Consider the following 25,444-nt stretch of genomic DNA (forward strand, 5'->3'; position numbering starts at 1 on the left):
CGTAAGCTTCCGGGCTGTAGCGCTTCCTGACGCTGATGCCCGGTAAAGTGAATTATTCCAGCCCTTCCTCTTCGGCCTGAAAATCTTTGTAATACAGTACGAAGTCATCAATGATTTCCTGCCTGGATCTGATATATTGGGAGCTGATTCCACCGTTTTTCAGGCTGTCAATCCACTCGCTGTCAATCATGCAGCCCACGTCCATATTAATGCTGTACTTCGCTTTTTCAAGCAGGGGAACGTCTGAAATATCGCCCATGCAGTATAAATAGCCGCACAGTACCCTGAGGTATTCGGAACTGCCGGGCTGGTAATCGGCAATTTCTTTTTGCAGCAGAACGATAATTTCTTCTTTGGAAATATTGATTAAGTTAAATCCGTATTTTTTTATGATTTGTTCCGTTCTTTGTTCATTTGTCATATGCAACCCTGCTCCCTGCATTAAATCTGACGAACATCCTGAAAACTGGAACCGTCAGTCATAATGTTTAAAATCAAACCCGTCTTCAGGCCCGACTGTTTCATATCTAAATCATGCTGCCACCCTGTTTTTTTAAAAGAAATGCATTCCTACCATTCCGATTCAGGCAAATGTAAGCAGGAATTAAGCAATCTGCTCAATCCGGCTTTTTTGGCACAGAGGATAGGAGGCAATAAAAGGCTCTATTTTTTCTTTCATTTCAGCAAAGGAGGTTCCGTAAAAATACAGGGCGGTGTATGTGCTGCCCTCCCAATAGCTGTACATCCTGCCGATGCCCTCCATGGCCTGCTCCATCTGCTCAATCACATAATTGATATCACAGGTCTGGTAAATCTCATCCGGCAAATCCGCGCCGTTGGAGTAATAGGCCAGCCCCTCTAAGGTTCCTACCTCAATTTCAGGTCCTGTACCCTGCAGAACGCTGCCTTTGGGGATGCCTATGGTATTGAGCAGAGAGACCAGCCAGTTCAGGCGTTCCGGGGTATCCTCCGTCAAATAAATATCAATATCGCAGTATGCAATTTCACCGTTTGGGTTTTGTGCCGTACCACCTCCGGTAACCTCCCCTGCCTGCTCTTTTTCCAGAATTTCCTGCAGGGCATCCTCCAGCTCAAATCTGTGTTTTGGCTGAAAGCGTGCATTCAGTTTTAATGTCAAATCCATGTTATTTTTGCCTTCCTTTTTTATCTGCTCTGATTTTTTTATCAGCCGGTCTTTATCGGATGCTTCCTAGAGCTGCTGTCTGAGCGCCTTGCGCATAACCGTTTTGCCGTCCCGTTCAGCGAATCTGACAAATCCGCATTTTTCATACATCGTAACAGGCCCTCTGAAATCCTGGCAGGTATCAATGAAATTGCTGTTTACATAGGCCTCGACAAAATCATAACCTTCACCGGCCGCATCCATGCAGACTCGTTCCACCAGCTGCGTAGCAATCCCCTGTCGTTGCAGCCTGGGGGTAATTACAAAGCAAAATATGGATTTCACTCTGACATCCTCTCGGTATTCTTCAATCGGCCAGGAGGAACGCAGGTAATCGAGGCAATATTGACAATCCCCGTTGGCGTTGCACCATCCCACGATTTCATCACCGCAATAGGCCAGATAGCCCTGAAGGCTGCCCGTTTTGATGAAGTGGATGGCATGCGCCCTTCTGTCCTCACGAGTGGGAAACCAGTGCCCTTCGTTCGCATAGGAAGCATCGCTGCGCCAGGTCACGCAGTAGCATTTGGCTTCGTCTTCGTTGATATCGTGAGGAGTAACATCGAAAAAGTGTGCATAATCCTCTGCCAGGTCGGGTGTCAGTTTGCGGATTTCAATATCCATATAAGGATCCTCCTTCTCTTTTGCGGCATATGTCCGGTTACAAAAATTGCAGCATGTGCCCTGACGGTTTACAGTGCCATATTGCAAAAACTATACAGTTACAGGTTTTAATATATTCAGTATATAGGAAATAAAAAGGGAGGGCAACCAGAAATGGCAGAAAAGAGAAGGAAACAGCAGAACGGTTCAGAAAATATCCGGTGATAAACCGGGAGATTTACCGGACGACCACCGGCGGGCACTGAAATTCTATGCCTCGGTGCGCCTTGATGTAAGGCGGATTAATATGATAAAAATCGGTGGGAACGGATCGGGAACAGAACCCGCCTGAAGGTGGTTAAAAAAGGTGGCTCCGCCTTTTAAGGAAGCGGAGTTTGATATTATTTATGGGACCGGAATTCCCAGAGAAGGGATATCCTGGATCTGGCAGCAAAAAATCATCAGACCGCCCACGTCATCAGGCTGCGGTTAAAATATTTTCGTACCGGATGCCATTCAGAGCATTCCGCATAGTATCTGTGCCAGTTTTTCCGCCGGCTGGCTGCACCCGTTTACGCACCAATAGGTGAGCACACTCCATAATCCGCCGGAATGGTAAGAAAGCCGGCAGTTTAGGACCTCCATATCCTCTCCACCCTCCGGCGTCTCCCGGAGAAAACTGTCGGGAAAGCTGTCGAGAAAGCTTCCGGGAGGAAAAAGCCAGGGCAGTCCGGGAAGGCTTTGCATGTAGGGAATAAAAATCAGGTGGGCAAGATTATTTTTGTTCAGAAGCTCCAGCAGAGAGGCGTAATCCTTCCAGAAAGCGAAGTAAGAAGCGAGAATAGCGGGATACGCCTCTTTCTGCACCTGTAACATATGTTTATTAAAATTTTCAATGATATGGGAAACCACATATGCCATTACATCCTCCACAGAGCTGAAATGCCGGTAAAAGGTGCGTCTTGCAATATCGGAATGAGAGCATAGCTCCTTTATTGTGATTTCCCGGAAGGGCTTTTGCTCCAGCAGGGAAAGAAGGCCGTCCGCCAGAAGCTTCTGGGAAAGGGCGGATGCGGGATGGGATTGTCCTTTTTTCATGGTATGGCTCCTGTCACATATATTTCATTTCTGTAGCACTATTCTCTGAAGGATTGCTTTTGGGGCGAACCTCCTGTATGGTTTGATTATGACACATATGTGACAAGATGTACAGCAGGATAAGGAATACAGGCGTTATGTGCCTTTCACTGGAGGGAATGCAATGAGAAAATATTATCTGGATAATATCCGTTGGAGCGTAATTGTGCTGGTGCTGGTTTTTCATGTGGTCAGCATATACGGCAGCTGCGGGGCGGTGATGAGCTATAATGCGCCGGGTATACCAGCCATGGATGCCATCGGTTATCTGATTTATCCCTGGTTTATGCCGCTTCTGTTTGTGGTCAGCGGTATATGCGCCCGCTTTTCCCTCAGCAAAAAGAGCGGAAGGGAATATATCAGGGAGAGGGTATGGCGGTTGTTGGTGCCTTTTGTTTTCTATCTGATTTTAATCGGGCCGCTTGCATCGGGGCTTTCCTTCCGGGTGAACCACATGGAGGAGGTATTTGCGGCATTGCCTGCGCCAATCATATTCTGCATCCGGATCGTTAATGGCATGGGCCCCTCCTGGTTCCTTCTTCAGCTTTTTGTACTGTCTTTGGTATTAGTGCTGTTTCGGAAAGCCGATAAAAAGGGGCGTCTTTCTGCGTGGGGCGAACGCTGTAGTATTCCTGTACTGCTGGCGTTTTATCTGCCGGTCCTGGGAGCGGCTCAGCTTCTGTATATTGCCTATACCTTCCGTATCGGACTGTATCTGCTTCTGTTCCTTTTGGGATATTATGTATTTTCTCATGACAGAGTCCAGCGGAGCCTGCAAAAGCACTGTATTCTGCTGCTTGCGGCGGGGCTTGCAGCAGGTGTGGCGCAGACGGCCGTTTCCTGGGGGAAGCCTTATCAGGCTGTGGTTAATAACTGGCTGGTGATGCTTTATACCTGGCTCATGATTCTGGCAATACTGGGAGCCGCCGGCCGGTGGTGGAACCGAAGCACCTGCTTTACGTCCCGGATGAGCATCCGCAGCTTCGGCATTTATTATTTTCACTATGTTCCCATGATTTATGCTGCATGGTTTCTTTCGGAAAAGCTTGCTCTTCCATACATAATGAATTATATAATGACGTTTGTTTTTTCACTGGCGTCGGCAGTGCTTTTGGGGGAACTGTTTGTGAGAATTCCTGTGCTGAATGTTTTATTTGGGTTGAAAAAGAAAGATAAAAAGAGAGACAAGAAGATTATTGTTCCGGTTGACGCGCCAGGTAAATGATGGTACGCTTTTTCTTACAAGTAAGACTTGGCGGAAGGAAATAAAGTAAAATTTCCTTGCCTGCCAGTCTGATGAGAAAATGGAAGGCAGTATACAGCGGCGGCATTTGCCGAAGGCCTGCTTTCCTGTATCAGATAAAAGGGAGGAATTGTTATGGCAAAGCTTAAACCGCCGAAAGGTAAATTTGTGGCTACCGTCAAGGTAGGGCCGAAGGGACAGATTATAGTTCCAAAAGAGGTACGGGATATGTTTCAGATCGAACCGGGGGACATGCTGCTTTTGCTTGCTGATGAAGAACAGGGAATCGGCATCCTTCCTTATGACAGCACAGGACAGATGTTTGATGATATGTTCCCCGGGAAAAATCAGGAGGAATGAATATGTAAACACCAGAGGAGGCAGGACGGGAGCTTGATTTGGCAGCAGAAAAAATGCCGGGCCCCTGGGTGTGGCACAGTATTTCTGTAGCGGAAAATGCCGGTCTGATTGCAGTCAAAATCAACAGTATGGACAGCGAACGAGCGTATGTAATGGAGCTTCTGCACGATATCGGCCGCCGGGAGGGCTTTAAGGCAGTGATGCCATATCCCTGCCGCGGCCTTCTTGAAATTAAAAACACAAATTATTTAGCTGTCCTGTTTTGAAATAATCCAATCTTCTGCCATAGATGCACCAATTCTCAAAAGCATCTTTTATAAAGATTTCCCTGGGTATCCCAGATCCCTATTTTTTCCCCTTCATCTGATAATAATGAATGCGGTTAGACAGCAGCGCAGCGGCGCCTGCTATTAATGCCCCGGCGGCATACGCAGGCTTACCGATACACATCCAAACTGCGCCTCCCAGCAGCAGGCCCACCCCGGCAATTCCTCCCACAGCAGTTCCGATTCTGTCGGCTTTTGCTGACGGTGTACGCAGTTTCTTTGATTTTTCCGCTGCAAAACGGCTAAGCTCCTGGGTTTTTTCTAAAGTCTTTTGCGTATGCTCCATTGCGGAACGGGTTAATTCCATTGTTTTCTTTGCTGCCTTCATTGTGCTTTCTTGTAATCTGTTCTGATCCATTTCCTTTTCCTCCTGGAATATGATATTTAATTATCTTATATAAAAAACCGACCGTCGGTCTTTATATTGTTAAAAAAAACGACCGTCTATAGCAACAGTCATTTTTACAACCTTCAAGGAAAAAATGGCTCCAGGCCTTCCTCATAAAATCATCAGATATATTATATCAGCCATAAGCCTCGGCAAGGCTTGCAATTATGTTATCGTCAAGAATATCCAGGCCAAGCTGCCTCATAACAAACTGCAGGTAATTCAGACGTTCTTTTGTTTCCGCACAGTTACGCCCGAACAATACCGGATTTGCCCAGTAATTCAGAAGTATCAGAAAAACCTCTGAACAAAGGGCGGGCTGCGTCGTCTGCAGGGAACCGTCCCTGATGCCTTCTTTAATCAGTTCACAGAGAGTCGGCGCATCCTGCTGCATACTTGCCTGCATGCTTCCGACTACGAAATAGGGATTGACCTGCGATGATAACACCTTATCAAACATATGGGTTTCTGAGTCATCCACGAGCTGTAAAAGAATTTTTTTCAGCTTCTCTTTTGCATTTTCAGCCTTAGTATTACGAATGAGCTCATGGAAACTGTCAAAAACATACTGTGCCCTCTTCTGTATGACAGCCTCCAGAATCTCTTCTTTTGACTTGAAGTGATGGTAAAGCCCGCCTTTGGACAGCTTCAGAGCATCCAGGATGTCCTGGATACTCGTCTGCTCATACCCCTTTTCTGAAAAAAGCCGGGCAGCTGTAATTATGATTTTCTCAACTGTTTGTTCAGGATATTTGTTTCTTCCCATAATGCCTCCATATAAACCGACGGTTGGTTTGTATTGAGGATAGCAGAGATTACATGAACCGTCAAGCTAAATAATGAACAATTGATTTATTTTCATTGACATCCGATCTTATATGAACTATAGTAAAAGTGTGAAAAGTAAGAAAAGTAATACTTTTAATACAAAAGTGCATATGTGAAAGAAAGGAAAACTGTGACATGAGTAAAATTGTATTTTTCTGTATTCCTGCCTATGGGCATACCAATCCTACCATAGAGGTCGTCCGTGAGCTGGTAAAAAGGGGAAATCAGGTCCATTACTATTCCTTTTATGAGTTCCGGTCCCGTATTGAAGAAACAGGCGCCGTCTGCATACCCTGCGATGATTTTATGCCTCCCGCTCCAAAAGATATTGACAAAAAAGTAGGAAAGGATCTGTCCTCCCTGGTGGATATGACTGTGGATGTAACGCTTGCCATGGAAGATAAGGTACTGGGTGAGCTGCGGGCCTGGAAGCCGGATTGTATAGTATCGGATTCCATCTGTATCTGGGGAAAGCTGTATGCGAAAAAACTGAATGTTCCCTTCGTCTGCTCCACAACCACCTTTGCATTTAACCAGCAGACGGCGCGTCTTATGAAGCAGAGCCTTTCGGAGCTTCTGCGTATGCTGTCCGGGATGCCCCGAATCAATGCCAGGCTCAGGCAGCTGCGCCGCCATGGTTATGAAATCCGGCAATTTTACGAGCTGTTACAAAATGATAATGATACGGAAACCATTGTTTATACATCGAAAGAATTCCAGCCCATGTCGGAAACCTTTTCCGATAAATTTACCTTCACCGGGCCTTCCATTGCGGTCCCGAAGCCGTCAGGACATAAGAAAAGCAGGCCGCTGATTTACATATCCCTGGGAACCGTGCTGAACAGGCAGGAGGATTTCTATATAAGCTGCATGAAAGCGCTGAAAACAGAAGCTTTGGATGTCATTATGTCAGTAGGCGGGCGCACAGATATTTCCGGTCTCGGAGTTATTCCGGATAATTTTCAGGTAATACCCAGGGTCAATCAGCTGGAGGTGCTTCAGGAGGCTGATGTATTTCTTACCCACTGCGGCATGAACAGTGTGAGCGAAAGCCTGTATTTCGGCGTGCCTATGGTATTGTTTCCCCAGCAGCCGGAGGAGGGCGCGGTTGCCCGCCGCGTACAGGAGGTGGGAGCCGGAATCCCCTTGCCGGGAAGGGAAGCCTCCGTAATCCGGGAAAGCATCCTGCAGGTTTTGAAGAATGCCCGGTTTCGTGTGGCCGCGGGCGGAATCGGAGAAAGCTTCAGAAAAGCCGGAGGAGCGCAGAAAGCAGCTGATGTAATCGAAAAAATCTCCTCAAAATGATTTTTTTAAAGGGAAAATGTGGTATACTCTCATTAAAGTCCGGTTTCAGCCTGTTCCCTTGCAGAACAGGCTGAAGCTGCGACATGCATTTTGAAAAGATCAGATTATTAAGGAGAGTAACACATGAGAATAGGAATGGGCTACGACGTACACCGCCTTACGGAGGACAGGAAGCTGATTATCGGCGGAGTGGAAATCCCTTACGAAAAAGGGCTTCTCGGCCATTCGGATGCGGATGTCCTTCTGCATGCCATCATGGATGCCCTGCTTGGCGCTGCGGCGCTTGGGGATATCGGAAAGCATTTCCCCGATACCGATCCCGCGTATAAAGGAATCAGCAGTATGGAGCTTCTGCGTAAGGTGGGCGAACTTTTGGAGGAACACAGCTTTCTGATTGAAAATATTGACGCAACCATCATTGCGCAGGCGCCTAAAATGCGTCCCCACATCGATACAATGCGTAAAAACATTGCGCAGGCGCTGCAAATTGAGGTGGATCAGGTGAATGTAAAGGCAACCACAGAGGAAGGGCTTGGCTTTACCGGGACAGGAGAGGGCATTTCTTCCCAGGCTGTCTGCCTTCTGAATACACCCTATGGCCTGTATTCCCAGGATGTGAACGGAGGCTGCGCCGGGTGCGGAGGCTGCCCGAAGGCATAAATAATGAAGAAGGTTGGATAAAGGGATGGAATTACAAAAGCAGCGGATCAGACGGCTGGAGGCTGCCGGCTGCCGTAGTTTAAGGGAATTGTGGGAAGAAGCTTTTGCAGAAGACACTAAGCTGTTCAATGACTATTATTTTGATAATAAGGCGGAAAAAAACAACGCCCTGATACTGGAGGAGGATGGAAAGCTGCTGTCCATGGTTTCCATGACGCCTTATCAGGTCTGCGTGAAGACGGATGGTATATTCCGGAAGGTAGAATCTACCTATCTTGTGGGAGTGGCGACCAGACAGGAGTGGCGCAGGCACGGCTTCATGGGCAGGCTGCTGAAGGAAGCCTGCGGGGAATTGAATGCTGCCGGACAGCCGTTTGCCTTCTTACAGCCTGCGGCCCCTGAAATTTATGAGCCTTTCCGGTTTACCTATATTTATGACAAGCCCCAGTGGATTTTTCAGCCGGAGTTCGGCCTGATGGCGGACGACCTGCTGGAAGGGGAATCGAGAGAACCTGTTTTTATCCGGGACGGACGTAAAATACTGCAGGCGGCGGAAAATGTCCTGGAGAAAAAAGAACAGCCGGGATACGGTATGCTGGAGGTCAGGCCCATGGAGGAAGAGGATATCCCGGAGGTGGTGCGTTTTGCGGTTCCGTTGCTGGAGCGCAGGTTCCAGGTATATACGGAACGCTCCGCGGAGTACTATGAAATGATGCTTAAGGAAATGTACGCCCAGCAGGGGGACAGTTTCCTGCTTCTGGATGATAAGCGGATTGTGGGCTATTTCCTTTACAGCCGGGAAAAAGGCCCGGTGATACAGGAGGCGTTGATTTATCCGGAATTTGAGGAGCTTGTGCTTGAGCCGGATACTGTCAGCCAGCCGGCAATTATGGGAAGGATTATCAGTCTGCCCGCCATGCTTTCTTTCATCCGTTGCAGGCAGAAACTGGATGTGCTGCTGAAATATGAGGACAGCATGATTGAAGAAAACAATGGATTTTTCAGATGGCAGACCGGTCCCGGCGAAAGCAGCGTGTGCAGAATGGACGCGGGAAAAGTCGGACAGCAGATTTATGCGGAAACCTCGCCTGAGCTGCTGACCGCATTTCTGTTCGGAAGAAGGCCGGCGGAAGAATGCTTTAGCTTCAGAAATGGATACCGGTGGGAGCGGGAGGGACTTTTGCAGGGGCTGGAACGTATCAAAACCCTCCGCGACGTATGCATCAATGAAATTGTCTGAGGCGGATGCGTTTGGCCTGGCAGGCGGTAGGTGTAGGGAGGATGGATAGTGGAAACGGATAGATACATAGGGATTATACGAGTTAGCATTGGTTGATAAAGAGTTTAGAACAATGTGTCAGGGGGTTAAGTGGGGGAATACGTAAAAAGAAGGAATAAGTAAAAAGAAGTTGACAAAAAAAGGAGTTTTGCATATCCTGTATATAGATAGCAAATGAAGGAAAAAGGCGATGAACGGAAAGAGTAGGTTGTTGGTTTGCCGCAGAGAGGGAGTGTCACCGGCTGGAAGCATTCCTGGCAGATATGGCTGAAAGTGCCTCCGGGAGCTGATCGGGTGAGGGGAGTTTTCCTGTAGCCGGGTACGTTTACGCACGTTACGTGTTTTGAGTGCAGGTATTAACCTGAATTAGAGTGGAACCGCGGCTTCAACCGTCTCTGTTGCAGAGAAGGGAAGGAACCGCGGTTTATTTGTTGCCCTGGAAAGAAGGAAGGTAAATGGGTATTATAGGAAACATAAAAGAGGAGATTAGGATTATCAGGGAGCGTGACCCTGCAATACATTCTTCTATGGAGGTATTTCTTTATCCCAGCTTTAAGGTCATGCTTCATTACAGGCTGGCTCATAAGCTGTATCGATCGGGCCATTTTTTTCTGGCCAGGTGGATTTCGCAGAGGGGGGTCAGGAAAACGGGGATTGAAATCCATCCGGGAGCGCAGATTGGCAGGGGGTTTTTTATTGATCACGGAAATGGTGTGATTATCGGGGAAACGGCGATTATCGGGGATAATGTGACTTTGTATCAGGGGGTAACGCTGGGGGGAACCGGGAAAGAGCATGGGAAAAGGCATCCTACGGTGGGGGATAATGTTATGATAAGCGCCGGCGCCAAGGTGCTGGGGTCTTTTACCATAGGGGAAAATTCCAAAATCGGTGCGGGAAGCGTGGTGCTGGAGGAGGTGCCGCCCAATTCCACTGTGGTGGGAGTGCCCGGCCGGGTGGTGAAAAGGGGAAATCAGCCGATTCCCCGTGATACCATGGATCAGGTCAATCTGCCTGACCCTGTGAAAGAGGATATTTCCAATCTTCAGCATGCAAACAGTGAATTAATCAACAGACTGCTTGACCTGGAGGCGGAAGTGCGTTACCTTAAAAGAACAGAGGAAAAAAGCTGCGAGGAAGAAAAATGCGCTTATCGTGAGGTGTGCCGTCAGAAGGAACGGTGTCACGAGAAGATAAAATGCTGTCAGAAGGGGCAGGAGGGCTGTCCCGTGTCATGCGGGGAGAAACAGACGGAAAACTGAGCGCCCTGAACAGTTACGATAAAATTATTTGAGAATATGAAAAAGGAGAACCAGTCAAGATGAAAATTTACAACACCCTGACAAAGAGAAAAGAAGAATTTGTGCCGATTACCCCCGGTGAGGTTAAAATGTATGTCTGCGGCCCCACCGTATATAATCTGATCCATATCGGCAATGCCCGCCCGATGATTGTATTTGATACGGTGCGCCGTTATTTTGAGCATAAGGGCTATAAAGTAAATTATGTGAGCAACTTCACTGATGTGGATGATAAAATCATAAAGAAGGCGATTGAAGAGGGCGTGGATTCCACGGTTATTTCCGAGCGTTATATCGCGGAATGCAAAAAGGATATGGAATCCCTTAATGTGAAGCCTGCCACCACCCATCCCCAGGCCACCCAGGAAATCTGCGGCATGCTGGATATGATACAGGAGCTGATTGACAAAGGGCATGCCTATGCGGCGGAGGACGGCACGGTATATTTCCGTGTCAGAAGTTTTAAGGAATATGGTAAGCTTTCCCATAAGAATCTGGATGATTTGGAGGGAGGCAAGCGTTCCCTGCTGGTATCCGGCGAGGATCAGAAGGAGGATCCCTTTGATTTCGTACTCTGGAAGCCGAAAAAAGACGGGGAGCCTTACTGGGAGTCCCCCTGGTGCAAAGGCCGTCCCGGCTGGCATATCGAATGCTCCGTAATGAGCAAGAAATATCTGGGGGAAGAGATCGATATCCACGCAGGCGGGGAGGATTTGGTTTTCCCTCATCATGAGAACGAAATCGCCCAGTCTGAGGCGGCAAACGGCAAGACCTTTGCCAGGTACTGGATGCACAACGCATTTTTGAACATTGATAATAAAAAAATGAGCAAATCTGCCGGAAACTTCTTTACCGTGCGTGATATTGTAGCGAAATATGATCCGCAGGTGGTCCGTTTCTTCATGCTTTCCGCTCATTACAGAAGCCCGCTGAACTTCAGCGACGAGCTGATGGAAGCGGCCAAGAACGGTCTGGACAGAATCCGTACCGCTGCAGCCAACCTGAATTTCCTTCTGGAAAAAGCGGGCGCGGGCGAAGCCACGGAAGAGGAGAAGAAGCTTCTTAAGGAGGCTGCCGGATTTGCGGTGAAGTTTGACGAGGCCATGGACGATGATTTTAATACGGCGGACGCCATTGCCGCTATTTTTGAGCTTGTGAAATTCGCCAATACCAATGCCGGCGCGGATAATTCCGCCGCTTATATAAAAGCGCTGCTGGAGGAAATCAAGGAGCTGGCCGATGTTTGCGGGCTTATCGTGGAGAAAAAGGAAGAAATGCTGGATGAGGACGTGGAAGCGCTGATCGCGGAGCGTCAGGCAGCCAGGAAAGCAAAGAATTTTGCCAGAGCGGATGAAATCAGGGATGAGCTGCTTGAGAGGGGAATCATTCTGGAGGATACCCGCGAGGGAGTAAAATGGAAGAGAGCTTAAGCCTGCTTACGCAGATTAAAAAAGAATTCAACCTGGGGGAAGTAGATCTTCGGACCTACTCCCCCCTGACTCTTGCCTTCGTGGGGGATTGTATTTACGATCTCATTATCAGGACTGTGGTGGTGGAGCGGCATAATGCATCCCCCAACAGGCTGCATAAGGAAAAAAGCCATCTGGTCAAGGCGCAGACACAGGCGGAGATGGGAACTGTTTTGCAGCAGTATCTTACGGAGGAGGAGCTTGCCGTATACAGGCGGGGGCGGAATGCCAAGTCCTATACCACGGCCAAGAATGCTTCCGTAGGGGATTACCGGAAGGCCACCGCGCTGGAGGCGCTTTACGGCTACCTTTATCTGGACGGCCGGATGGAACGGCTGATGGAGCTGGTGAAAATTTCACTCAGGGAGCTTGATCTTGCTCTCTGAATAAAAAGAGTATGAAAAATCCGTTCCGGTGTGACCTGCCGGAGCGAAACTGAAGGAGCGGTTATGAGATACGAAGAACTGACCATAGAAGGGCGGAATGCGGTTATAGAAGCCTTCCGTTCGGGAAAGACCATTGACAGAGTTTTTATTCTGGACAACTGTCAGGACGGTCCGATTATGACCATCAAAAGAGAAGCGAAAAAGACGGATTGTCTCATTAAGTATGTTTCCAGGGAACGTCTGGATCAGATGTCTGAAACAGGAAAACATCAGGGGGTTATTGCCTATGCCGCTGCCTATGAATATGCGCAGGTAGAAGATATGCTGAAGCTGGCTGAGGAAAGGCAGGAGCCGCCCTTTTTGATATTATTGGATAATATTGAAGATCCCCATAATCTGGGGGCGATCATCCGTACTGCCAACCTGGCGGGCGCCCACGGTGTCATTATTCCTAAAAACAGGGCTGTGGGTCTGACCGCAACCGTGGCCCGTACCTCTGCCGGGGCCTTGAATTACACACCGGTGGCCAAGGTGACCAATCTGGTAAAAACCATGGACGAGTTAAAGAAAAAAGGAATGTGGTTTGTGTGTGCGGACATGGACGGAACCAGAATGTATGATTTGAACCTGACCGGCGCAATCGGCCTTGTTATTGGTAACGAAGGCGAAGGCGTGGGAAGGCTGGTGAAGGAAAACTGTGACTTTGTCGCGTCCATCCCCATGAAGGGAAACATTGACTCCCTGAATGCCTCAGTGGCGGCAGGCGTGCTGGCTTATGAGATTGTCAGACAGAGAATTATATAAAAAGGTAGAAGGAAGGTAACTGCCTGAACCCTTCACAGCTACAGAGGCAACATTCCTTCAGATTGCAGGAGCATTAAGAAAAAATGAAAAATTTGAATTTTCTGGCGGTTACGGGATGCGGTCTTCTGGCTGTATTCCTGATTTCCTTTACAGCGGCATGCAGCAGGCAGTCCGGAGCGGCCGACGCTCCGGTCATGCAGGCGGACAGCGGCGGGCTGCAGAGCGTGGGAACCGTGGATAAAACAGAAAATGGAACAGCGGATGCAGGACAGGCGGCTGATGATTCCGGCGCGTCGGTGCAGGATTCTGTGTCGCATGAGTCTGTAGGACAGGCCCAGGAGGCGACGGTGAAAACCGGGAAGGACTCCGAAGGCGCGGCAGACGGAAAGCAGGACACAGGACAGACGATGGACCGCGGCGGGGAGGAAGCCGGAGACACAGGCCAGGTGTCCGGAAATGATGGCGGAGAAGCCGGAGATGAAAGTCTCGTATCCGGAAATGGCAGCGCAGAAGCCGGAGACACAGGCCAGGTATCCGGAAATGACAACGGGGAATCCGCCGGTCAAAATCAGGTATCAGGAAATAACAGTGGAGCGTCTGTAAGCGGAAACCAGGTGTCCGGCAACAGCGGCCCCGGCAGTGACGGCGGTGAGAATCAGATTTCAGGAAACAGAATTCCCGCAAGGCAGTTACTCCGCCCTTGCGGAGGAAGCGTATCCGGCAGCAGTATTTCAGAAAATGATATTTCAGGAAATTCTCTGTCCGGCAGCACTTCCGGCAACAGTATATCTGCAAACAGCATTTCCCAAAACAGCACAGGTGGAAATAAGGATTCAAAAAAGGAAAACTCCTCCGGAAGTGAGGCCGGCAAAGAAGAATCGGGAGGCAGTTCCTCCGACAGCACAGTTTCAGGCAGCAGTATGTCAGGCAACACCGTTTCAGGCAGCAGTACGTCAGGCAACTCAGTTTCAGGCAGCAGTGCCTCAGGCAATTCTGTTTCCGACAGTGATATCATAGCTCATATGGGAAGGAATACGGCAAAGCTGGAGGATCCTTTTGACAGGAAACACTACACCCTGGCCCAACGGCAGGCGGTCCGCAGCTCCCATAAGGAAACGCTTCTCGCCAATGAACTGGATAAACAGACGATATCAGGAAACAACATTGATTTTTCGGATATCAAAATAACCTGTCTGGGCGACAGCATTACCCAGGCCGTAAACCTGGATAATCTGGATAATTATCAGGAGCTTGCCTATCCCCATATCCTGCAGGAAACGCTGGATGCCAGAAAAGTATATAATCTGGGAATAGGAGGCTCTTCTATCGGGAGATACTGGGCGGACGCCTTCGTAGACCGCTACCAGAAAATCCCTGAGGACAGCGATATCATTCTTGTAATGGGCGGCACAAATGACGAGTTCTGTGCAAGCCTGGTGGAATTCGGAAATCCCGCGGAGCGTAAAAGGAGAACCTTCTGGGGGGATTTGGATGAACTGATGGATGGGCTGAAGACGGACTATCCTAATGCGGAGGTGATTTTCATGACACCTCTTCCCAACAGCCTTCAGGATTACCTGAAAATCCAGCACCCCTACCTGATTCCCCAGGATAAATTCGCGGATGTCATCAAGGAGCTGGCGGACGAACATGGAATGGAAGTGATTGACCTTTACAATTCTAATATTCTGGACGGACATGATAAAGACAATGTCCTGCATTTCATGCCGGACGGCGTACATCCCAACGCGGACGGCTATGAGATTCTGGGAGAGCATGTGGCGGCGGATTTGATACGGATTCTGCAGTCGAGGCAGAAGAAAGGAACGGATTCCCAATGAAAGATTCCTACGGGGAATATACCGACGAGGAGCTGATCGTGCTTCTCAGGGACGGTGAAAATGATATCACGGATTACATTATGGAAAAATATAAGGGCATGGTGAAGGCAAAAGCCAAGTCCATGTACCTTTTAGGCGGGGACAGCGATGATTTAATCCAGGAAGGCATGATTGGGCTTTTCAAAGCTATCCGGGATTATGACAGCGGCAGGGATGCCAGCTTCAGCACCTTTGCGGATCTTTGCGTATCCAGACAGATGTATACGGCAGTGCAGGCCTCTTCCCGGAAGAAACACATGCCTCTTAACACCTATATTTCCCTGTACAGCAAAAACATCGGGCCGGATGGGGATGGCAATGAGGAAAACAGCCTGATGAACGCCATTCCTGCGGCGCTGGAAATGAGTCCGGAAGAGCTTTTTATCGACCGGGAAAATGTGGAAGGGCTGGAGCAGGCGATTGAGAAAGAATTAAGCGGCTTTGAAAAGCAGGTGCTGGATCTTTACATTACGGGGATGAGCTATAACCAGATTGCCCGGGTACTGGGCAAGGATGGAAAAAGTACGGACAATGCGCTTCAGAGGATTAAGGCAAAGCTTCGCAGGGCGATTTCCGGGGACTGAGTCGGAGTGAAACGCCGCGGGGTTTTTAAAGGGAGGAAAACTGCAGATGAAGGATAAAGAAGATACGAATGAAAATATGAGGGACAGGGAAAAGGGTATGATAAATTTGAATTTTGCAGGGATCCGATCCAGGGAGGAACTGTACAGGTATCTGCAGGAAAAGCTGAATCTGCCGGAATCCAGGGGAGAAAATCTTGATAACATTTACGCAGTGCTTACGGAAGCTTCCGGGAAAATACATATTATAGTAGAAGGGCTGTCAAAGAGCCGCAGAAGGTTGGGAAGCTATCTGGACGGCGTTTTGAAAACGCTCAGGGCCGCGGAGGCGGTTACAGAGGATTTAACCATAGAGGTGCGCGGACAAATCGATGCTGATAAGGAATGGCTGGATAATCCTACGGTAGTGGAGCAATCCTGCGCGTACAGCCGGCCTGTAATGACGGCGCCGGATGGTAAGCCGGTTCCCCATAATTCCAGGGAAGGCCTTTTGTACCGCGCGGAAGGCATGCCTTATGTCAGGCTCCGTTTTCCCAATGCGATGAATGTCCAGCTGCAGATTGGCGATATCATGTATCCGTTCCTGGAGACGGAAAAGGATGTGTGGACGGTGGATCTGCCCCTGGAGCCGGGATTTTATTATGTGCATCTCTACGTGGACAACTGTCTGGCAATCAGCCCGTTCCTTTCCATAGGCTATGGTTTTTCACGGCCGGTGAACTATATTGAGGTCGGGCCGGTGCCGGAATTTTTACAGATGCACGATGTGCCGCATGGGGATATCAGGCATGAGTATTATCCTTCTGCTGTTACCGGAAGGACGGAAAGCTGCATCTGCTATGTGCCGCCGGGATATGAAGAGGGGACGCTGGAATATCCGGTACTCTACCTGCAGCATGGCTTCGGGGAGAATGAACGGGGCTGGATATGGCAGGGAAAGGTGAATCATATCATGGATAACCTGCTGGCAGAAGGAAAGGCCGTGCCCATGCTAATCGTTATGGCAAACGGTATGGTCATGGAGGAAGACGGGGATGGGGAGGCAGTGCTCCGGCACAGCCTTTTCCCGGAGGAGCTTGTGCAGGATATCATTCCCTTCATTGAGAAGAAATACCGGGTGAAAAAGGATAGGGACCACCGGGCGATGGCCGGGCTTTCCATGGGATCCATGCAGACAAGCATGACGGTCTGCCGTTATTCGCAGCTTTTTGGCTGGGAGGGGCTGTTCAGTGGTTTTATGCACAATTTTATCGGAGAAGACCCGGATAACAGCTATCTGGAAATTATGAAGGAAAAGGAATTCCAGGAGAAGCAGCATCTGTTTTTCAGGGCTATGGGAAGGCAGGATGAGTTCTGGGATTTTTTTACGGAGGACGATGCTTTCTGTGAAGAAAACGGGATTCCCTGTGTGCGCAGGGAGTACAGAGGCGGGCATGACTGGAATGTCTGGAGACAGTGTATCTATGATTTTCTCCCACAGCTTTTCCGGGAAGATGCTGAAAAATAGAAAAGCAGGAAAGACACAGGATAAAGTATGGACGAAAATTTTGTCAGGGAACGTGAAAAAGCCGTACAGGCAGTAAAGGAATGCGGCGAAGAAGCATTGCTGGGCGGCCGTCTGTGGCATGCGGTAAGCCTTTATGAGGGAACCACCTTTTATACGAGCAAAAAGCTTCCCTTTACCTACCGGATTAAAGGACGTGAGCTTTTCTGCGATCGGAAGGAAAAATCCATTACCGAGGCAACCGTGCTTCGGGCTTATAAAAAGATTCTGGAGGCGCGGGCGGCAGGTGAGCCGATCCGCGGGCCGAAGAAGCTCAGCATGTTCGGCGCTCCCTATATCTGGGGAATTCTGAAGGGGCTGGGGCTGGCCGGGGGTGAAGAGACGGAACGGATGGCCGAAATGCCAGAGGATGCCGCCGATGCGGAACGGGCGGCCGAAACGCCGGCGGATGCCGCCGGTGCGAAAATGACCGGTCCGGACGATGCAAAGATTGCGTCCGAACTATGAAAGGAGCCGAAGATGCTTACAATCAGCAGGGATAAGGTATATGACAGACTGGATAAAAACATTCCTCCGTCAGCCATTTGCGAAAGCGGGGAAACAGTAATATTCGAAACCAGGGACTGCTATGACGACAGTGTAACCAGTGAAGAGCGTCCTCTGGGAGACAGGGAAGACGCCCTGGGAAATCCGGCAACCGGACCCTTGTATATTAACGGCGCGGATGCGGGGGATGTGCTGAAAGTAGAAATCCTGGATATCAGCCTGCATTCCAGGGGTGTTATGTGCGCTTCCTTTTCATGGGGTATTTTTGCAGGCAGACTGCCGGAAGCAAAGGCGGTAATGTATGAAATCGAGGGAGATAAGATTCGCTTTGATGATACGCTGCTGCTTGACTGCTGTCCCATGATAGGGGTCATCGGAACGGCGCCTGCCGGAGAAGGGATAGCCACATCTGTTCCCGATGTCCACGGCGGAAACATGGACTGTAGAAAAATCGGGGCGGGAACGGTCCTTTATCTGCCTGTTGCAGTTCCGGGAGCGTTGCTTTCCATGGGTGATCTCCATGCCCTGATGGGAGACGGAGAGGTTTTTGGCTGCGGGCTGGAAATTGCGGGAACGGTTACCGTAAGGGTAAGTGTATTAAAGGAAAATCCAATCCCCACGCCGTTTTTGATAACCCGGGATGCTGTAATTACCATTCAGTCGGCGGCTACCGTGTTTGAGGCGGGAAAGACAGCCGCCAGGCTGATGGAAGAATTTGTGAGAAGGGTGACCGGCCTGGAGGAAGTGAAATCCGAGATGCTGATGTCGCTGGTTTCGCATATGTCGGTATGCCAAATCGTAAATCCGCTGATGACGGCGCGCGTGGAATTCCCCAGGAATATATTGGAACAGTATGGATGGAGGGCGGAATAAGAAAACCATAAAAATGTAGTAATGATTCGGCATTGTTCGGGAATAAATACATGATTTAACAAAAATTTACCATTTTACTACCGTATATGGAAGCAATTTTGTTAAAAAATGGGATAAAATGTATTTATAAGCTGAGGAGGCCGGATATGTCAGAGCAGGAGAAGTTAGCAAACCGTATTAAGACCCTTTGCTCGGCAAAGGACATGTCTTATTATACTTTGTCCTACCGTTCCGCAGTTCCGATGACGACACTGATGCACATCATTGATTGTTCTACCCAGAACCCGGGGATTTTTACAATCTGCAAGCTGTGCGGAGGACTTGGTATTACATTAAAAGAGTTTTTCGATTCACCCGAATTCCTGGAAATTGAGGTGGGTGAAGAATAGCGTCTTACGCTTTCTTCCATTTATTGGTTGATTATACCCTTCATGAAGATGGCCGCCCTGGTGCTTGGGGCGGTCATTCTTTATGCACAAACAGGCTGGCGGACACAGAAACCGGAAAACATGGGAATGATGGATAAAGGCCAAATAGGGCAGAACTTTAACAGCAGCAGGGCTGAATAAAATGTATGAGCCCCCAATTTTAATCAATCAAATTTTTTTATAAAAGTACTTGCTTTTTTTACATGAGATGAATATAATAGCATTAAACATATGAAAGATTGTTCATATGTTTGAATGAAAAAATAAATAAAGGATACCATATGATTGGAGGAGCTTCTATGAAAAGAAATTATGAGCATGCGGAAAGCTGTGAATATATTCATGTCCATGAGGATATTGTTGAAAAAGTAAATGCGCAGATGCCGGCGGAGGATGATTTGGATGATCTGGCTGACTTTTTTAAGATATTCGGGGATACTACAAGAATTAAAATGCTGTATGTGCTGCTTTGTTCCGAAATGTGTGTCTGCGATTTGGCGCAGATACTGAATATGACGCAGTCGGCAATTTCCCACCAGCTGAGGGTGCTTAAGCAGATGGATTTAGTGAAGAGCAGGAGGGATGGGAAGACTATTTTTTACTCGCTGTCCGACGGACATATCAAGACAATTCTGAGCCAGGGGCTTGATCATATTCAGGAGGATGAAGAATAATGACCAGGAAATTAAAGAAAAGACTGAAACGGATTATCATCGGAGCCGCTTTTTTTGCGGCTGCTGTACTGATTGAGAATTTTGCGCCGGGGCTGCCCTGGTATGTATTGCTGGCCGTATTTTTGACAGCCTATGTGATTGTGGGCGGAGACGTTGTGAAGAGAGCGGTGGGCAATATCGGCAAGGGCCAGGTTTTTGATGAGAATTTTCTTATGACCATTGCCACGGTGGGAGCCTTTTTTGTAGGGGAGTATCCGGAAGCGGTGGCGGTAATGCTGTTTTACCAGGTAGGTGAGCTGTTCCAGAGCTACGCGGTGAACCGTTCCAGAAAGAACATAACGGAGCTGATGGATATCCGTCCGGATTTTGCCAACGTGCGCAGGGACGGCGTGGAAGCGCAGGTGGATCCGGATGAAGTGGCCGTGGGTGAGACGATTGTGGTGAAGCCCGGCGAGAGAATCCCGCTGGACGGCGTGATTACAAAAGGAAATTCCAGCCTGGATACGATGGCGCTCACCGGTGAAAGCGTGCCCAGAGAGGTCCTCTGCGGCGAAGAGGTAATCAGCGGATGCATCAATCTGACGGGTGTGCTTGAGGTACAGGTCAGCAAGCCCTTCGGTGAATCCACAGTGTCCAAAATCCTGGATCTGGTGGAGAACGCCAGCAGCAAAAAAGCAGAAGCGGAAAATTTCATCACCAAATTTGCTAGGTATTATACGCCCATTGTGGTACTCTGTGCCGCAGTTCTGGCAGTAATTCCGCCGTTGTTTTTAGGAGGCTGGTCCACCTGGATTTACAGAGGGCTGACATTCCTGGTGGTTTCCTGCCCCTGCGCCGTGGTTATCAGTGTGCCGCTGAGCTTTTTCGGCGGGCTGGGAGGCGCCAGCAAAGCGGGTGTCCTGATCAAGGGGAGCAATTATCTGGAAGCTCTTGCGGAAGCGGAAATTGTTGTTATGGATAAAACAGGCACGCTCACAAAGGGAACCTTTAAGGTGACGGAGGTGAAGCCTGCTTCTGAAAACGGTGTTGAGGTGATTTCCGGGGAGAAGCTGCTGGAGCTTACGGCTTATGCGGAAAGCTATTCCAACCACCCTATTTCCCTTTCCATCCAGAAGGCCTATGGAAAGGAACTGGATAAAAACAGGCTGGAAAGCACGGAAGAGCTGGCTGGGCACGGTGTCCATGCGGTCATTGACGGATTTGACATTTATGCCGGAAACGAAAAACTGATGCGCCAGCAGAAAATTAGCTTTACCAATGCCGCGCAGATTGGTACAATTGTCCATGTAGCAAAGAATGACCAGTATCTGGGATATATCCTTATTGCTGATGAAATCAAGGAGGATGCCGCAGAATGTATCCGCGGGCTGAAGGCCGAGGGTGTTAACCGGGTGATAATGCTCACCGGGGACCGGAAGGAAACGGCGGATTATGTGGCTTCGCAAATAGGCCTGACGGAGGTTCACTCAGAGCTGCTTCCCGGTGATAAGGTGGATGAGGTGGAGAAAATCATCGCATCCAAATCGTCAAAGGGCAGGCTGGTATTTGTGGGAGATGGCATTAACGACGCGCCGGTCCTGGCAAGGGCGGATATCGGAATCGCCATGGGCGGCCTGGGAAGCGACGCAGCCATTGAAGCGGCGGATGTGGTAATCATGACGGATGAACCGTCCAAGATTGCCGCAGCCATGAGGATTTCCCGCAAGACGCTGGGCATTGTAAAACAGAATATCGTTTTTGCCCTGGGAGTAAAAATCCTTGTTCTCATTCTGGCGGCTTTTGGAATTGCCAACATGTGGCTGGCGGTTTTTGCCGATGTGGGTGTGGCGGTTATCGCCATCCTCAATGCCATGAGAGCCATGCAGGTGAAGGGCATTGACTGATGAGTGATAAGGTGCGGCGTTTCGGCCAGGGCTGCGCATATACCGGGAAAGCGGAGTATGGAAAAAATACAACTTAATCTACAATTAACACAGGAAGATATACAAACAGCAATAAGTCGGTATCATTATCAGGATACCGACTTACCGCTGTTTTTTCAGGTTTATGAAGAAGTGCGGAAATATCTGGATCCGGAAGGCTATTATGTGTATTCCGGGCCGGATAGGGAAAGAATCGGAAACAGGATATGGAAGGCGGCCGGGGAAAAAGCTAAAAAAGAAACCCAAAAAGAGACCCAAAAAGAGACCAAAAAAGAAACCGGGGGAAGAGCTGAGGAAGAAGCCGGGGTGGCCGGCGCGGAGGACAACATAACCGCGTCCGGTGAGGCTTTAATGCTTCCCGGCGGGAAGCATGGCTTCTGTCAGGTGATCGTGACACTTGGCAGCGGGCCGGACCGGCTCCAGGAAGGGTATGCGGCAAAGGGAATGCTCACGGAAAGCTATATGGCGGAGTGTATCTGCACGGAGCTTCTGTGGAAAGCCTATGAGGAGCTGAATGAAAAAATCAGGGGAAAATATGGACTGTTCGTGGAAAAGATGCTCTTTCCGGGAAGCGAGCTTCCGCTGGAGGCCATGGAAGGGATGTTTTCCCAAATCGGGCAGACAACGGTTTCCTTCAACCGCTTTTACGTACTTTCACCGAAAAAAAGCGTGGTGTACCAGGCACGGCTGGGGGACACGGCCTGCACAGAGCTGTGTTCCTCCTGCGGAAATAAGGACTGTCCCAACAGGAAGACAGCGATATGTGAAAAGGAAAGGGAGGACGTCGGGATGAAGCTGGAAAGAGGACTGATTCATTTATATACGGGAGAAGGAAAGGGAAAAACCACAGCAGCCATGGGACTGGCCCTGCGTGCGGCAGGATCGGGGAAAAAGGTGCTGATTGTGCAGTTCATGAAGGGCAGGGATACGGGGGAGCTTCACAGCCTGGCCCGTATCCCTGAAATCAGGCTTCTGCGCAGCGAAAAGGATTTCGGATTTTTTTCCTCTATGACCCTGGAACAGAAGGAGGAGCTGACAGAAATTCATAACCGGATTCTGGAGGAGGCGATTTTGCAGGCACAGGAGGGAAAGGCCGATGTCCTTGTGATGGATGAGGTGACCTATCCTGTGAACTGGGGGCTGCTGGACGGCGGCAGGCTGAAGGATTTCCTGCTGCATAAGCCGGAGGCTGTGGAGGTGGTATGCACCGGAAGGGATGCCCCCGCTTTTTTGACGGATGCTGCGGACTATATTACGGAAATGCGCTGTGTCCGCCACCCTTACCAAAAAGGAATTATGGCCAGGAAAGGGATAGAATTCTGAGTGGATCAGAAGAACAGGCAGCTGAGGACCTGTTGGCAGGAAAAAGAAAAATATACGCAGCTGTGAAGCTGTAAAAGCGCTTCAGCGGTAGGAGTAATATGGCAAAGAATAACGACAAAACTCAAAGATATTATCCAGGAATAAAAACAGCCTGTCTGGCAATGCTGGCGCTGCTTTTTCTGCTGGTGTGCGTCTTGCTTCAGGGGGACGGGGGAGAGAGCCTGGGTGGAGGAGACGCGGCTGCCGGCGCTGGTGAGCATGGTTTTTATTATGAGAATCTGGCCCTGATGCCCGGTGTGGAGGTGACGGCGGACAGTGTGGAGAATGATAGCTTCCTGCCGCAGCTGGCGGCGGATGGAAAGAAAAATGCCGGCGCCGGCCGCTGGTCCAGCGCCAATGAGGCGGGAGCGCCGGAGCACTGGCTGCAGTTTTCTTTTCCACAGGAGCAGAGCTTTGCCTTTGTCAGCCTTTACTGGGAACGTCTGAACGTGCTGGGATTTGTAATCGAGGTATCCCGGGACGGGGAGCACTGGACACAGGCCGCCCTGTGGGAAGGTACGCCGGAAACCAATGAGCAGCATGTGGTTTTGGATAATCAGGCGCAGGGCAGGTTCCTGCGCCTGAGAACCACGGCGGTTTCCGATACGGAGGAAAACCAGTACCTTTATTATCAGAATGTTTCTTTGCTGGAAATGGAAGTGTACGCCCAGGCTCCGGTATCCTGGTGCCTTCAGGTTCCGGAAATCAGGACAGCGGAAGACGGAAGCCGTTTCCTGCCCCTTCCCGAAGCGCCCGCAGGATATGAAATCCGGCTGCTTGGATCGGATTATGAGGAAATCATTGACGAGGACGGCACGGTATATCCCACGCTCGAGGAAAAAGCGGTTACCGTGGGATACCGGATTTCGCAGGGCGATAAATATGAGGATTCCCCTTCTTATTATGTAACGGTTCCGCCCTCCGTTTTTACGGACAATCCGGAATCGCCCGCGGATAATTCTGAAGCGTCTGTGGATAATTCTGAAGCGTTTGTGGTAAATGATCGACCGCGGCTATCGCCTGAGGTCTCGGAATGGAAGGGAGGCGCCGGTTTTTTCCCTCCAGAAGATGCGAAGCGCATTGTGATGCAGGCCGGCAGGGAGGCAGAGCTTAGGCAGCCTGCCCTGGATTTACAGGAAAGCTGGAAAAAGCTGTCCGGTGGGGAGCTGACGGTGGTTTCCGGTGAGGAAGCTTCCCTGCAGACGGGGGATATTTATCTGGGCTTTGCCGGAAAAGAGATGGGATTGAAGGAAGAAGGCTATTGGCTCGATATCCGGCCAGGCACTATGGTGCTCCGGGCAGAGAAGCTCCAGGGGCTTATCTGGGCAACGGTCACGGCCGCCGATCTTCTTGAAAATGCCGGAGAGGGAATCCCCTGCGGCACGATCCGGGATTATCCCCGCTATTCCGTGCGGGGTTTTCATATAGATATCGGCAGGAGGATGGTTTCCCTGGAAACCCTGAAACAGATTGTCCTGACTCTGAGTGAACACAAAATGAATAATCTGGGTGTGCATCTGAATGACAATGAGATTCTTTCCACCAGCGGAAAAAACGATTCCATTTCCAACGCGTTTACCGCTTATGCGGGCTTCCGTCTGGAGTCCGGGCTGAAAAACAGCAGGGGAGAGGGAATCACCTCCCAGGATGGTTCCCTGACCAGGGAGGAGTGGAAGGAACTCACCCGTTTTGCGGCAGAAAAAGGGGTGCAGGTGATCCCTGAAATTGACACGCCCGCCCACAGCCTGGCGTTGACAAGGATTTTCCCGGAATATGCCCTGGCGGACGAGCCGGATAATGTGGATCAGCTTGATTTGGGTAAAAAAGGGACAGTTGACCTGGTGCAAAAGCTTTGGAAGGAATATCTGGAAGGGGAGGATCCCGTTTTTGAAGCAGGCGGGCTGGTCCATATCGGGATGGATGAATATTTTGCGGACGGGGAGGATTACCGCAGCTTTGCCAATGACATGATAAGCATGATTCAGGAAAGCGGCCGCACCGTGCGTATGTGGGGCAGCCTGAGCCGCCTGCCCGGCAGGACGCAGGTGGCTTCGGAAAATGTGCAGATGCAGATCTGGAATATGGAATGGGCCGATCCGCAGGATATGTATGAGGAAGGTTTTACCATCATCAACTCCCTCAACAGCAGTCTGTATATTATCCCGGGAGGCGGCTACGACCGCTTGGATCTGGAAGCATTGAAGCAGTGGGAGCCAAATCTTTTCGCAGCTGGGACACAGGCGGAAATGCTGCCTGCCTATTCCGGGCGGATGGCGGGGGCGGTTTATTGCCTTTGGAACGATACGATAGGAAGCCTGGATACGGGCGTCACAGAGGAGGAAATTCTGGAACACTTTCTGGAACCGCTGCCGCTGCTTTCGGGAAAGCTGTGGTAGAATTTG

At 49.7% G+C, this 25,444-nt stretch carries 26 protein-coding genes, 1 pseudogene and 1 other annotated feature; of the genes and pseudogenes, 21 read left to right on the forward strand and 6 right to left on the reverse strand.

The annotated features are described in order from the left end of the window. Positions 1 to 52 precede the first annotated feature (52 nt). The 3 genes from DXC51_RS12970 to DXC51_RS12980 all read right to left on the reverse strand — a co-directional run bounded on the left by DXC51_RS12970 (position 53) and on the right by DXC51_RS12980 (position 1,807). Positions 53 to 421 (reverse strand): hypothetical protein, encoded by a 369-nt coding sequence (locus DXC51_RS12970; protein ID WP_035321522.1) that lies wholly within the window; start codon positions 419 to 421, stop codon positions 53 to 55. Positions 422 to 604: 183 nt separating this feature from the next. Beyond that, positions 605 to 1,144 (reverse strand): hypothetical protein, encoded by a 540-nt coding sequence (locus DXC51_RS12975; RefSeq protein ID WP_021635336.1) that lies wholly within the window; start codon positions 1,142 to 1,144, stop codon positions 605 to 607. Between the two features lie 66 nt (positions 1,145 to 1,210). Then, positions 1,211 to 1,807: a GNAT family N-acetyltransferase gene (locus tag DXC51_RS12980; RefSeq protein ID WP_021635335.1), complete on the reverse strand. Its 597-nt coding sequence runs from the start codon at positions 1,805 to 1,807 to the stop codon at positions 1,211 to 1,213. A gap of 235 nt (positions 1,808 to 2,042) precedes the next feature. Here DXC51_RS12980 and DXC51_RS30610 point away from each other — a divergent pair. Further along, positions 2,043 to 2,248: pseudogene (locus DXC51_RS30610) on the forward strand (recombinase RecA); the annotation flags it as partial. A gap of 54 nt (positions 2,249 to 2,302) precedes the next feature. Here the strand turns inward: DXC51_RS30610 and DXC51_RS12990 are convergent. Continuing rightward, positions 2,303 to 2,884 carry a TetR/AcrR family transcriptional regulator gene (locus tag DXC51_RS12990; RefSeq protein ID WP_021635332.1) on the reverse strand — a complete coding sequence of 194 codons (582 nt, stop codon included), beginning with the start codon at positions 2,882 to 2,884 and terminating at the stop codon, positions 2,303 to 2,305. A 163-nt stretch (positions 2,885 to 3,047) separates the two neighbouring features. Here DXC51_RS12990 and DXC51_RS12995 point away from each other — a divergent pair, with 163 nt between their 5' ends. From DXC51_RS12995 to DXC51_RS13005, 3 genes are all read left to right on the forward strand, one after another. After that, positions 3,048 to 4,148 carry an acyltransferase family protein gene (locus DXC51_RS12995; RefSeq protein WP_021635331.1) on the forward strand — a complete coding sequence of 367 codons (1,101 nt, stop codon included), beginning with the start codon at positions 3,048 to 3,050 and terminating at the stop codon, positions 4,146 to 4,148. Between the two features lie 153 nt (positions 4,149 to 4,301). After that, entirely contained in the window at positions 4,302 to 4,526 is a 225-nt protein-coding gene (locus DXC51_RS13000; protein ID WP_021635330.1) for an AbrB/MazE/SpoVT family DNA-binding domain-containing protein, read from the forward strand. 38 nt (positions 4,527 to 4,564) lie between these two features. Continuing rightward, positions 4,565 to 4,792, forward strand: a complete 228-nt coding sequence (locus DXC51_RS13005; protein WP_035321519.1) for an HD domain-containing protein — start codon at positions 4,565 to 4,567, stop codon at positions 4,790 to 4,792. A gap of 79 nt (positions 4,793 to 4,871) precedes the next feature. On the opposite strand, the gene DXC51_RS13010 is transcribed toward DXC51_RS13005, so the two are convergent. Beyond that, complete coding sequence (locus DXC51_RS13010; protein WP_021635328.1) at positions 4,872 to 5,210, reverse strand: hypothetical protein; 339 nt, start codon at positions 5,208 to 5,210, stop codon at positions 4,872 to 4,874. 166 nt (positions 5,211 to 5,376) lie between these two features. Further along, positions 5,377 to 6,006, reverse strand: a complete 630-nt coding sequence (locus DXC51_RS13015; protein WP_021635327.1) for a TetR/AcrR family transcriptional regulator — start codon at positions 6,004 to 6,006, stop codon at positions 5,377 to 5,379. A gap of 197 nt (positions 6,007 to 6,203) precedes the next feature. Here DXC51_RS13015 and DXC51_RS13020 point away from each other — a divergent pair, with 197 nt between their 5' ends. The 17 genes from DXC51_RS13020 (at position 6,204) to DXC51_RS13100 (ending at position 25,438) form a co-directional block, all read left to right on the forward strand. Continuing rightward, entirely contained in the window at positions 6,204 to 7,373 is a 1,170-nt protein-coding gene (locus DXC51_RS13020; RefSeq protein ID WP_021635325.1) for a macrolide family glycosyltransferase, read from the forward strand. A 123-nt stretch (positions 7,374 to 7,496) separates the two neighbouring features. After that, positions 7,497 to 8,033 carry a 2-C-methyl-D-erythritol 2,4-cyclodiphosphate synthase gene (gene ispF / locus DXC51_RS13025; RefSeq protein ID WP_021635324.1) on the forward strand — a complete coding sequence of 179 codons (537 nt, stop codon included), beginning with the start codon at positions 7,497 to 7,499 and terminating at the stop codon, positions 8,031 to 8,033. A 25-nt stretch (positions 8,034 to 8,058) separates the two neighbouring features. Next, positions 8,059 to 9,273, forward strand: a complete 1,215-nt coding sequence (locus DXC51_RS13030) for a GNAT family N-acetyltransferase (protein ID WP_021635323.1) — start codon at positions 8,059 to 8,061, stop codon at positions 9,271 to 9,273. Between the two features lie 220 nt (positions 9,274 to 9,493). After that, positions 9,494 to 9,712, forward strand: a binding site (T-box leader). A 55-nt stretch (positions 9,713 to 9,767) separates the two neighbouring features. Continuing rightward, positions 9,768 to 10,574: a serine O-acetyltransferase EpsC gene (epsC, locus tag DXC51_RS13035; RefSeq protein ID WP_021635321.1), complete on the forward strand. Its 807-nt coding sequence runs from the start codon at positions 9,768 to 9,770 to the stop codon at positions 10,572 to 10,574. A gap of 59 nt (positions 10,575 to 10,633) precedes the next feature. After that, a complete protein-coding gene (cysS, locus tag DXC51_RS13040) occupies positions 10,634 to 12,043 on the forward strand; it encodes a cysteine--tRNA ligase (protein WP_021635320.1) in 1,410 nt (469 codons plus the stop codon). Beyond that, positions 12,028 to 12,468, forward strand: coding sequence for a Mini-ribonuclease 3 (locus tag DXC51_RS13045; protein ID WP_021635319.1), 441 nt, complete (start codon positions 12,028 to 12,030; stop codon positions 12,466 to 12,468). Before cysS ends, DXC51_RS13045 begins: the two co-directional genes overlap by 16 nt. Before the next feature lie 63 nt (positions 12,469 to 12,531). Continuing rightward, positions 12,532 to 13,272 carry a 23S rRNA (guanosine(2251)-2'-O)-methyltransferase RlmB gene (gene rlmB, locus DXC51_RS13050; RefSeq protein WP_021635318.1) on the forward strand — a complete coding sequence of 247 codons (741 nt, stop codon included), beginning with the start codon at positions 12,532 to 12,534 and terminating at the stop codon, positions 13,270 to 13,272. Between the two features lie 83 nt (positions 13,273 to 13,355). Continuing rightward, positions 13,356 to 15,113: a GDSL-type esterase/lipase family protein gene (locus DXC51_RS13055; RefSeq protein ID WP_021635317.1), complete on the forward strand. Its 1,758-nt coding sequence runs from the start codon at positions 13,356 to 13,358 to the stop codon at positions 15,111 to 15,113. Further along, positions 15,110 to 15,736, forward strand: coding sequence for an RNA polymerase sporulation sigma factor SigH (sigH, locus tag DXC51_RS13060; protein WP_021635316.1), 627 nt, complete (start codon positions 15,110 to 15,112; stop codon positions 15,734 to 15,736). The genes DXC51_RS13055 and sigH overlap by 4 nt, the downstream gene beginning before the upstream one ends. A gap of 46 nt (positions 15,737 to 15,782) precedes the next feature. Then, entirely contained in the window at positions 15,783 to 17,240 is a 1,458-nt protein-coding gene (locus tag DXC51_RS13065) for an alpha/beta hydrolase-fold protein (protein WP_021635315.1), read from the forward strand. Positions 17,241 to 17,267: 27 nt separating this feature from the next. Continuing rightward, complete coding sequence (locus tag DXC51_RS29515; protein ID WP_021635314.1) at positions 17,268 to 17,744, forward strand: hypothetical protein; 477 nt, start codon at positions 17,268 to 17,270, stop codon at positions 17,742 to 17,744. Between the two features lie 12 nt (positions 17,745 to 17,756). Continuing rightward, a complete protein-coding gene (locus DXC51_RS13075) occupies positions 17,757 to 18,656 on the forward strand; it encodes an acetamidase/formamidase family protein (protein WP_021635313.1) in 900 nt (299 codons plus the stop codon). Positions 18,657 to 18,802: 146 nt separating this feature from the next. Further along, the gene (locus tag DXC51_RS13080) at positions 18,803 to 19,045 is read left to right on the forward strand and encodes a helix-turn-helix transcriptional regulator (protein ID WP_025491577.1); all 243 of its coding nucleotides are present in this window, start codon (positions 18,803 to 18,805) and stop codon (positions 19,043 to 19,045) included. Positions 19,046 to 19,383: 338 nt separating this feature from the next. Then, positions 19,384 to 19,758, forward strand: coding sequence for an ArsR/SmtB family transcription factor (locus DXC51_RS13085; protein WP_025491578.1), 375 nt, complete (start codon positions 19,384 to 19,386; stop codon positions 19,756 to 19,758). Next, positions 19,758 to 21,641, forward strand: coding sequence for a heavy metal translocating P-type ATPase (locus DXC51_RS13090; RefSeq protein WP_021635309.1), 1,884 nt, complete (start codon positions 19,758 to 19,760; stop codon positions 21,639 to 21,641). Before DXC51_RS13085 ends, DXC51_RS13090 begins: the two co-directional genes overlap by 1 nt. A gap of 57 nt (positions 21,642 to 21,698) precedes the next feature. Next, a complete protein-coding gene (locus DXC51_RS30030) occupies positions 21,699 to 23,003 on the forward strand; it encodes a cob(I)yrinic acid a,c-diamide adenosyltransferase (protein WP_021635308.1) in 1,305 nt (434 codons plus the stop codon). Positions 23,004 to 23,101: 98 nt separating this feature from the next. After that, positions 23,102 to 25,438 (forward strand): glycoside hydrolase family 20 protein, encoded by a 2,337-nt coding sequence (locus DXC51_RS13100; RefSeq protein WP_021635306.1) that lies wholly within the window; start codon positions 23,102 to 23,104, stop codon positions 25,436 to 25,438. Positions 25,439 to 25,444: the final 6 nt, after the last annotated feature.

Source organism: Eisenbergiella massiliensis, assembly GCF_003435485.1.